This is a genomic window from Geomicrobium sp. JCM 19055 (assembly GCF_000698185.1).
GTDB classification, from domain to species: Bacteria; Bacillota; Bacilli; order Bacillales; family Marinococcaceae; genus Geomicrobium_A; species Geomicrobium_A sediminis.
This window is the reverse complement of sequence record NZ_BAXL01000017.1, coordinates 110,437-118,347: the sequence shown is the minus strand read 5'-3', so window position 1 is coordinate 118,347 and position 7,911 is coordinate 110,437. Positions and strand designations below refer to the sequence as shown.

The window sequence follows — 7,911 nt, the reverse complement described above, 5'->3', positions numbered from 1 at the left end:
CAACAGCCTGAGCAACTCCTTTATGGAGTTGCTCACGATTTGTCTTCGTAGATTCGTTCAGAGCAGGTGTACACATTCATCGATTGCTTTCTAATAAAACCGACCATTGTAATTTGCTGTTCAATTGCGATTTGAATGGCCCGATCTGTCGGGGCCGATTTCGATAAGACGACTTCACACCCGATCTTAGCCGCTTTCAACACAATCTCAGATGAAAGTCTACCACTAAAGACGAGCACTTTATCTTCTAATGAAATATTGTTCCTTAAACAATGTCCATAGATTTTGTCTAATGCGTTATGCCTTCCAATATCAACACGCATGATAACGATGCCATGTTTAGTAGCAAGTGCGGCATTATGAACACCGCCTGTTTCTCTAAAAACACTTGAGTGTTCTTGTAATTCATTCATTAATTCAAAGCATTGAAATTGATTAAGTGTAACGTTTCGACTTGTCATGACTTTTGTCGTTTTGGCGTCACTTGCAAAAATCAAGGCTTGTCGGCTCATACCACAACAAGACGTGAGATATCGTTTAGATTGCATCTGTTGCGAGAGCGGGTGAAGTTCTTGTCTTAAACGGACATGAACAAACCCGCTGTTTTCATCTGAGCGCAAGGAATCAATATCTTCTACTTTATTCACAATTCCTTCTGAGACGAGGTAACCGATGACCATATCTTCGATGTACTGGGGTGAACAGACGATCGTAAGCAGTTCTTCCCCATTCACCTTGATCGTTACCGGACGTTCTACAACAATCTTGTCTTCAACAGTCTCTACACCACACTCTGAGTAGCGAACAACCTTATGATTTACATGCTCTTTAGTCATACTTGTCATCCTTACTTCTTCTTAATGAGCAGTGGAACGAACAGGAGGAGCGCTCCAGTTAAAAAAACCAAAGAATCTAGGAGCGTAGATTTGGTTTGATTTTGATTTTGTTATTGATCCTCGTTTTTGCGTGTGCATCTCTTTTTCAGGGTGCTCAAGGCGTTCCAATTGCGGTTCGATCTTCTCTTCGTGGGCTTCGTCAACACCGAAACCTTTAACGAATTTCAATAGAACATTCATCCCTTCAATGACTTCTTTATCATTCAAAGAACGAATCAGCCCTAAGGTTCCTGCGTTTTGATCACTATGATCATATTCTGCTGCCATTTTAATTCCATGGTTTAACTTCAGTACAATTGGTTCTAGTTCATTCATATTGACTGTGCCTAATAACTCGAATATGAGCAATGCGTTTTTTTATCGATTGCGTCGTTTCTTTCGTATCCATTGCGGTAACAATCCGATGTAAGACGTGCTCGCTTTGACCAAGGGCACCGTGAGCCAAATTTAATACTTCACGATCCCGAAGTTGATGAATCATCGTGAGCACGTCTTCGATCGAATCTTTATGTTCTACAAGTAGCGACTCGATCTCTTTAACTTGTTGTTCATGAAGCTCCTTTGGATCTTTTTCCATTTTATGAATTACCGTCGTAGCTTTGGCCATTACATCCCCCTCCTCTTCTTCACAAGATCTCCAGGGAACGTATAATCAGATCTCGCCCACTTCGCTTCAACGTTAACGCCGACTTGTGGTTGTGGGTTGCCGTAGCGATGATTTGTTTTCGGTAAGGGCGATTCTCCTTTTTGCTTGAGAATCTCCATCTTTGCTGAGATCTCTTTGTATGCTGGTGTATCCGTGTCTTTGTCAGAATGGGAGCTTGTCAAATAGTTAATCGCTCCTTCACCTCTCGAATTCATCGGTAAATACACTTGTTTACCGACGACACGATCAGTGACAACACAATCAACTTTAACCGCTCCGTATGGAGAAGTAAGGCGCACAGTCGTACCGTCTTCAAGCCCTCGTTCGTTCGCCAATTCATGTGACACTTCCAAAAAGACGTTCGGCGTCTTCTTCGTTATGCCTTCAGTTTGGTACGTCATATTGCCTTCATGAAAATGCTCAAGTAAGCGACCGTTATTCACATGTAAATCATACTCATCTTCAAATTCTAGTGGCTTCGTCCATTCGACTGGCCATAACCTTGCTTTGCCACCAGGTAACGCAAATCCATCGGTAAATAACAGTGGGGTGTCCGTTCCATCTTCTTTCACTGGCCATTGCAAACTATCGTACCCTTCTAATCGGTCGTACGAAACACCAGCGAATAATGGCGTTAATGAAGCCGCTTCTGCCATCACTTCACTCGGATGATTATACGCCCAACCCGCACCCATTCGATTCGCAATTTCACTAATGATTTGCCAATCTGGCTTTGAATCTCCTAAAGGTTCGAGCGCTTGGTATAACCGTTGGAAACGTCGCTCAGTATTAACGAACGTCCCTTCTTTCTCTAAGCTTGGACTTGCAGGTAAGACAACGTCTGCATATTGACACGTTTTCGTAAAGAAAATATCTTGGACAACAAAGAAGGATAACTTCTCAAGTGCCGATTGCACGTAATTGATATTAGAATCAACAATTCCCATATCTTCACCTTTTAAATACAACACGTCTAAGTTGCCTTCGTGAATGGCATCAACCATCTCATGGTTGTTCAAACCTGGCACACTCGATAACGATACTCCCCAGTTCGCTTCAAAACGAGAACGAACCTCATCATCGGTTACATACTGATATCCTGGTAAACGATCAGGCATACTGCCAAAATCGCTTGCCCCTTGAACATTGTTATGACCACGAAGTGGGTAAGAACCTGCTCCAGCTTCATGTAATTGCCGGTAACAAGCAACAAGTTAGAAATTGCAGTACTCGTATCACTTCCACCGCCATGCTGCGTCACACCCATCGCCCAAAGAACAGCTGTAGTCTTTGCTTCATGAATCATCGTTGCGATTTCGATGAGCTCTTCTCTCGTTAAGTGGGTCACTTCTGACGCGTACTCGAGCGTATATGGCGCTAAGCTACTCAAATATTCTTCAACGTCATTTACATGCTCTGCCAAAAATGCCTCGTCGTGCCAACCTTGGTCGACAATGTACTTTGTGACAGCCGAGAGCCAAACGAGATCACTTCCTGGAGATGGCTTCACAAATAGATCTGAGCGCTCCGCTAAGTCATGCTTTCTAAGGTCGGCGACGATTACTTTCTGTCCGTTTAGCTTTTGCGCACGCTTCACTCTCGTAGACAAAACAGGATGTGACTCGACCGTATTTGAACCAATTGAAATAATCAATTCAGCGCTCGCAATATCATTGATTCCACCGGAGTCGCCACCATACCCAACTGTACGCCAAAGCCCCATCGTAGCTGGAGACTGGCAATACCTCGAACAATTATCAATGTTGTTCGTACCAATAACTCCTCTCGCAAGCTTTTGCATTAAATACGATTCTTCATTTGTACACTTGGATGATGAAATAAAAGCGAGAGCATCGGAACCTTTTTCACTTAACGTTTTCTTAAAATTACGTTCAATTAAATCAAGCGCTTCTTGCCACTCAGCTTCACGAAACGAATCACCCTCACGAATTAAAGGCTTCGTTAGACGTTCTTCACTGTTCACATAATCCCAACCGAATTTTCCTTTCACACATGTCGAAATTCCATTCGCTGGTGCTTCAGGTTGAGGTTGAATCTTTAAGATCTTCCGGTCTTTTGTCCACACATCAAACGAACAGCCGACACCACAGTACGTACAAACGGTTTTCGTTTTCTTTATTCGCTCTTCCCGCATTGCTGCCTCGACATCTGAGATCGTCATGAGTGATTCATAGCCTGTTTCTATATTTTTCGTAATATTAACCATTGGTCTGAACGTTTCTTCCTTAATTCCGGTAAGAAATCCTGCTTCACCTTCCATCCCGACTTCAAGCATGGCATTACAAGGGCAGACCGTTGAACAGTGACCACAACTAACACACGAAGAATCATCAATTGTCGTATCTTTGTCCCAAATTACCCTCGGACGCTTTAGATTCCAGTCAATGGATAGTGTCTCCGTGACTTGGACATCTTGACATGCCTCAACACAACGACCACAGAGGATACACTGATCGGGGTCATACCGGTAAAATGCGTTACGATTAACCGTCGACTCTTTTGTTGAATGAGGGGTTTCTTGGTGGCTAATCTTCATCTCTTTAACAGCGTTATGTATCTCACAATTCCCGTTATTGTAATCGCAAACCGTGCAATACAATTCATGATTCCCAAGCATGCGATCCATCGCAATCAACTGCGCTTCATGAACTTCAGCACTGATTGAATCAACAACATCGCCATCATTCATCTTTGTGGAACACGCCCGAACGAACTCACCGTTCACTTTTACGATACAACTATCACACGTTTCAATAGCCCCTAGACTTGGATGGTAACAAAGACTTGGCACTTGCATGTCCATTTTTTTGTAGTCTTTCAAGTACGGATTGTTCGCTCGTGAACATTTCTTGCTTTCCGTTAATCGTTACGGTCATCGTTTGAGTCACCCGATCTCCTCCTTGTTATTCATAAGTTTAATTTACTTTATTTTCCCTTAATTTAAAATCATTAAACATTACTCAGCGGACGCTGTTTTAAGTCTTTCTTTTTTTGGGTAACAAACACTATTCGCATGAAGGAGGAGTGGCATGTACAAAGACACGCTCTCTACGTTAAACGAACAAGCAAAAACCAAATATGGATTGTTTTCTTCATCTCCACTTCGCTATTTGTTCGCTTCGATTCTTGCAGGTGCTTATGTTGGCATTGGTACCATCGTTTTATTTTCCGTCGGACAACCTCTACATAGTTCAGGCTCTCCGATCTTAGATGTATTAACAGGGGCTACGTTTGGCGTTGCCCTTGCACTCGTTTTATGGGCCGGGTCGGAACTGTTTACAGGTAATAACCTCATATTCACGGTAAGCTCTCTTTCAAAAATCACGAGTTGGTCACAAACGTTAGCGATTTGGGGTTGGAGTTATTTCGGCAACTTAATCGGGGCCATTCTCTTATCGTTTCTCATTCTATTTACCGGAATCTTTCATGGCGCCAATGATAGCCATTACATGTTTACACTTGCTGCAGAGAAAATGAACGCCCCGTGGATGGAACTATTCTTCAGAGGCATTCTTTGCAACTGGATTGTCTTTCTTGCCATTTGGACCTCTCTTCGTGCAGATGGTGATATCGCGAAATTATTCTTAATCTTCGTGTTAATTATGGCATTCATCGCTGCAGGTCTTGAGCATAGCATTGCGAATATGTCGATTTTAGGCATTGCATTGCTACACGGAGGACCCGAATCAGTGACGTTCGCAGGATTCATTTACAACCTCATCCCAGTAACGATCGGTAACATCATCGGTGGCGCCGTATTTGTCGCTACGACGTATTTTGTAATCAGTGTTCATAAGAAAGAAGATAAAGAAGCGTTAACAAACGAGAAAAAAAAGCGCTTAAGCCTGGATCTGCGCTAAAACACATCCGTTTTTAGCGCAGAATTTCACTGGTTTCCTTAGCCACCACTTACCGGCGGAATAAAAGCGACCATATCTCCTGGCTGTACGTAATCCGTATCTTCCACAAATTCTTCATTAATGGCGATCATCGTTCGCTCTAAACTCCCCTTAGGAAGCGTGTACGTTTGCTCAACCCACTGTTTAAGTTCTCGTACGGTTTTCCCTGCAAGGTCAGCGTGTACGGTTGCTTGTCCGATTTTTTTCTTTCATTCCTGCGAAAAATAATACATCAACCATGATGACCCTCCTTCTCATGGTAAGCGTTTTGTTCAAGCTGATCTCCGACCCAAAAGCTACCATCTGCCCAATATTCTTTTTTCCAGATCGGCACAACCTCTTTAATACGTTCAATCGCATACGAAGTTGCCTCGTGAGACGCTTGCCGATGAGGTGAGCTTACCGCAATGACGACAGCAATCTCTTGAATTGCTAACGTTCCTAGTCGATGTGTAATTGCGACGGTTGTTCCTGGCCACTTCCCCTCAATCTCTTTGCCAATCCGTTCTAGCATTTTGACTGCCATCGATTCATACGCATGGTACTCTAGACGCAAAGTCTGCTTTCCGTGTGTCATTTCTCTCACTGTACCGATAAATGTCTGTATAGCGCCTACATTATTGTGTAGAACGTGTTCAATGAGTTCGTTGACTGCAATCGGTTCATAGGTGATTTTGAACATGTTCGTTCCTCATTTCTACAATTTGATTAACAAAGTAGGAAATCCACGCTTCTTCCTCATTACGTAAAAATACCGCTGTCCCTTTGCGATCCACATCAAAACGTTCACGTTGAACAATACCGATTGTTTGAGCGCGATTCATTAACGAAAGATCTCCCTGATCTCGCAACAAGACTATATTAGGTAAAATCGTATCTTTAAACCCTTCAACAAATACAACGTCCACCGTCATTACGAGAGATTGTAAGTGCAGCAATTCAGTGAGCGACATTTCTTTCTTTAATTGAATGCTAACTTCTCCCCCACCTTCTACAAAACTCGCTTTTGCACCTGCTGTAATAAAGCGTTCGCTATCGTATCTTGCTTTTGGTGGAACGGACGAGTGACCGTGATGTTTTATGACTGTGGATGTAAGGTTTCTTTGCTCTAGGGCAGCAATGAGTTTGGAGATTGTCGTTGTCTTCCCCGCGTTCTTATACCCGACTATTTGTACGATACAATTGGGATGTCCCATGGCCATTGACTACCTTTTTGATCATGTAGATCTAATAGATTCACTTCTTCCCCACGCTTATACCCTTTTGATCCCGCAGGTAAGACGATCAATACGTCTGCTTCCCCGAGCGCAATAACTGAACTCGATTTGTCTAGTCCAGACGGTTTCACATATTGTACGCCTTCACGCTCCAAAGCAACACCACGAATCAACCTTGTGTACGGATTTGGTTTAGGGTAATCACTGTCTAACACACCAATGGATCGTTTTAAATGCAAATCACGTGCACCAAGGGCTTTACGGATTAACGGTCGGACGAACAGTTCAAACCCAACGTAACAAGCACCTGGATTTCCTGATAAACCATAGATCAACTGCCCATCTTTTTCAGCAACTGTCGTGACACTACCTGGACGCATAGCGACTTTGTTAAAAAGTGTCGTCGCATGAAGGCGCTCCACAAGTTGTGGCACAAGATCATAATCACCAACAGAAGCCCCGCCTGTAGTAATCATTGCATCGACTTCTTGTAACGCATCAGTCACAACATCCACACATACATCCAATTCGTCAGGGAGTTTTCCATACATGACTGGGATGCCACCTGCGCGTTTTACTTGAGATGCCGCCATGTACGCATTACTGTTTCGGATTTTCCCCGGTTGTAAAGGTTCGTGAACGTCTAATAGCTCGCTACCCGTTGCAAGAATTCCAATTCGTGGTTTTCGAAACACAGGGACGATATCGTAACCAAACGTTGCAAGGAGCGCAACGGTACCAGGATGAATGATCGCCCCTTTTTCTATGAGCACTTGATCTTTTTTCGTATCTTCTCCTTGAAATGAAATGTTCTCGTTATGGTGGTGAGGACGAATGATCGTAATCGTATCTGCTTCATTTGTATGTATTTCTTCCAACATCACAACCGCATCACTTTGATTTGGCATTTGTGCGCCCGTCATAATGCGAACCGCTTGACCATTTTCTAGATCGTCTGTATATAAACTTCCTGCACCAATATCTCCTACAACGTGTAACCGCGTTGGGTTTTGCCTACTTGCTTGACTCGTATCTTCAGAGCGAATGGCATATCCGTCATAAGGTGCGCGGTTAAAAGGCGGAACATCGTGGTCTGCTAGTAAATCTTCTGCTAAAAATCGCAAATCACTTTCCAAAAGTGGCACATAATCAATTGCCTGGTTAAATTCATAGTTCATCACACGGCTGACCGCATCTGAAATTGAAATTGGTCTACGTACTTCTACCAAAGT

General features: G+C 43.2%; 8 protein-coding genes and 1 pseudogene. 1 reads left to right on the top strand and 8 read right to left on the bottom strand.

Features of this window, described 5'->3' with window-relative positions; translation table 11 throughout:
- Nucleotides 1–32: 32 nt before the first annotated feature.
- From fdhD to fdhF, 4 genes and pseudogenes are all read right to left on the bottom strand, one after another.
- Nucleotides 33–836 carry a formate dehydrogenase accessory sulfurtransferase FdhD gene (fdhD, locus tag JCM19055_RS15585; protein WP_042360375.1) on the bottom strand — a complete coding sequence of 268 codons (804 nt, stop codon included), beginning with the start codon at nucleotides 834–836 and terminating at the stop codon, nucleotides 33–35.
- Nucleotides 837–857: 21 nt separating this feature from the next.
- A complete protein-coding gene (locus tag JCM19055_RS24315) occupies nucleotides 858–1,211 on the bottom strand; it encodes a DUF1641 domain-containing protein (RefSeq protein ID WP_052366420.1) in 354 nt (117 codons plus the stop codon).
- Nucleotides 1,204–1,503, bottom strand: a complete 300-nt coding sequence (locus tag JCM19055_RS24310) for a hypothetical protein (RefSeq protein ID WP_052366419.1) — start codon at nucleotides 1,501–1,503, stop codon at nucleotides 1,204–1,206. The genes JCM19055_RS24315 and JCM19055_RS24310 overlap by 8 nt, the downstream gene beginning before the upstream one ends.
- Nucleotides 1,503–4,439: pseudogene (fdhF, locus tag JCM19055_RS15575) on the bottom strand (formate dehydrogenase subunit alpha). The gene JCM19055_RS24310 and the pseudogene fdhF overlap by 1 nt, the downstream one beginning before the upstream one ends.
- Before the next feature lie 153 nt (nucleotides 4,440–4,592).
- On the opposite strand from fdhF, the gene JCM19055_RS15570 reads away from it, so the two are divergent.
- Nucleotides 4,593–5,423 (top strand): formate/nitrite transporter family protein, encoded by an 831-nt coding sequence (locus JCM19055_RS15570; RefSeq protein WP_042360366.1) that lies wholly within the window; start codon nucleotides 4,593–4,595, stop codon nucleotides 5,421–5,423.
- Nucleotides 5,424–5,461: 38 nt separating this feature from the next.
- Here the strand turns inward: JCM19055_RS15570 and JCM19055_RS15565 are convergent, their stop codons facing one another.
- The 4 genes from JCM19055_RS15565 to glp are packed head-to-tail and all read right to left on the bottom strand — an operon-like array spanning nucleotide 5,462 to nucleotide 7,908.
- Nucleotides 5,462–5,662 (bottom strand): MoaD/ThiS family protein, encoded by a 201-nt coding sequence (locus JCM19055_RS15565; RefSeq protein ID WP_265182235.1) that lies wholly within the window; start codon nucleotides 5,660–5,662, stop codon nucleotides 5,462–5,464.
- 32 nt (nucleotides 5,663–5,694) lie between these two features.
- Entirely contained in the window at nucleotides 5,695–6,144 is a 450-nt protein-coding gene (locus tag JCM19055_RS15560; protein WP_042360365.1) for a molybdenum cofactor biosynthesis protein MoaE, read from the bottom strand.
- Nucleotides 6,125–6,658 (bottom strand): molybdopterin-guanine dinucleotide biosynthesis protein B, encoded by a 534-nt coding sequence (gene mobB, locus JCM19055_RS15555; RefSeq protein ID WP_052366418.1) that lies wholly within the window; start codon nucleotides 6,656–6,658, stop codon nucleotides 6,125–6,127. Before mobB ends, JCM19055_RS15560 begins: the two co-directional genes overlap by 20 nt.
- A complete protein-coding gene (gene glp, locus JCM19055_RS15550; protein WP_042360363.1) occupies nucleotides 6,628–7,908 on the bottom strand; it encodes a gephyrin-like molybdotransferase Glp in 1,281 nt (426 codons plus the stop codon). Before glp ends, mobB begins: the two co-directional genes overlap by 31 nt.
- Nucleotides 7,909–7,911: the final 3 nt, after the last annotated feature.

Excerpts from the sequence above, each read along its gene's own strand:
- fdhD (WP_042360375.1), bottom strand. The coding sequence starts at position 836 with ATGACTAAAGAGCATGTAAATCATAAGGTTGTTCGCTACTCAGAGTGT.
- JCM19055_RS15570 (WP_042360366.1), top strand. The coding sequence starts at position 4,593 with ATGTACAAAGACACGCTCTCTACGTTAAACGAACAAGCAAAAACCAAA.
- JCM19055_RS24315 (WP_052366420.1), bottom strand. The coding sequence starts at position 1,211 with ATGAATGAACTAGAACCAATTGTACTGAAGTTAAACCATGGAATTAAA.
- JCM19055_RS24310 (WP_052366419.1), bottom strand. The coding sequence starts at position 1,503 with ATGGCCAAAGCTACGACGGTAATTCATAAAATGGAAAAAGATCCAAAG.
- JCM19055_RS15560 (WP_042360365.1), bottom strand. The coding sequence starts at position 6,144 with ATGTTCAAAATCACCTATGAACCGATTGCAGTCAACGAACTCATTGAA.
- mobB (WP_052366418.1), bottom strand. The coding sequence starts at position 6,658 with ATGGGACATCCCAATTGTATCGTACAAATAGTCGGGTATAAGAACGCG.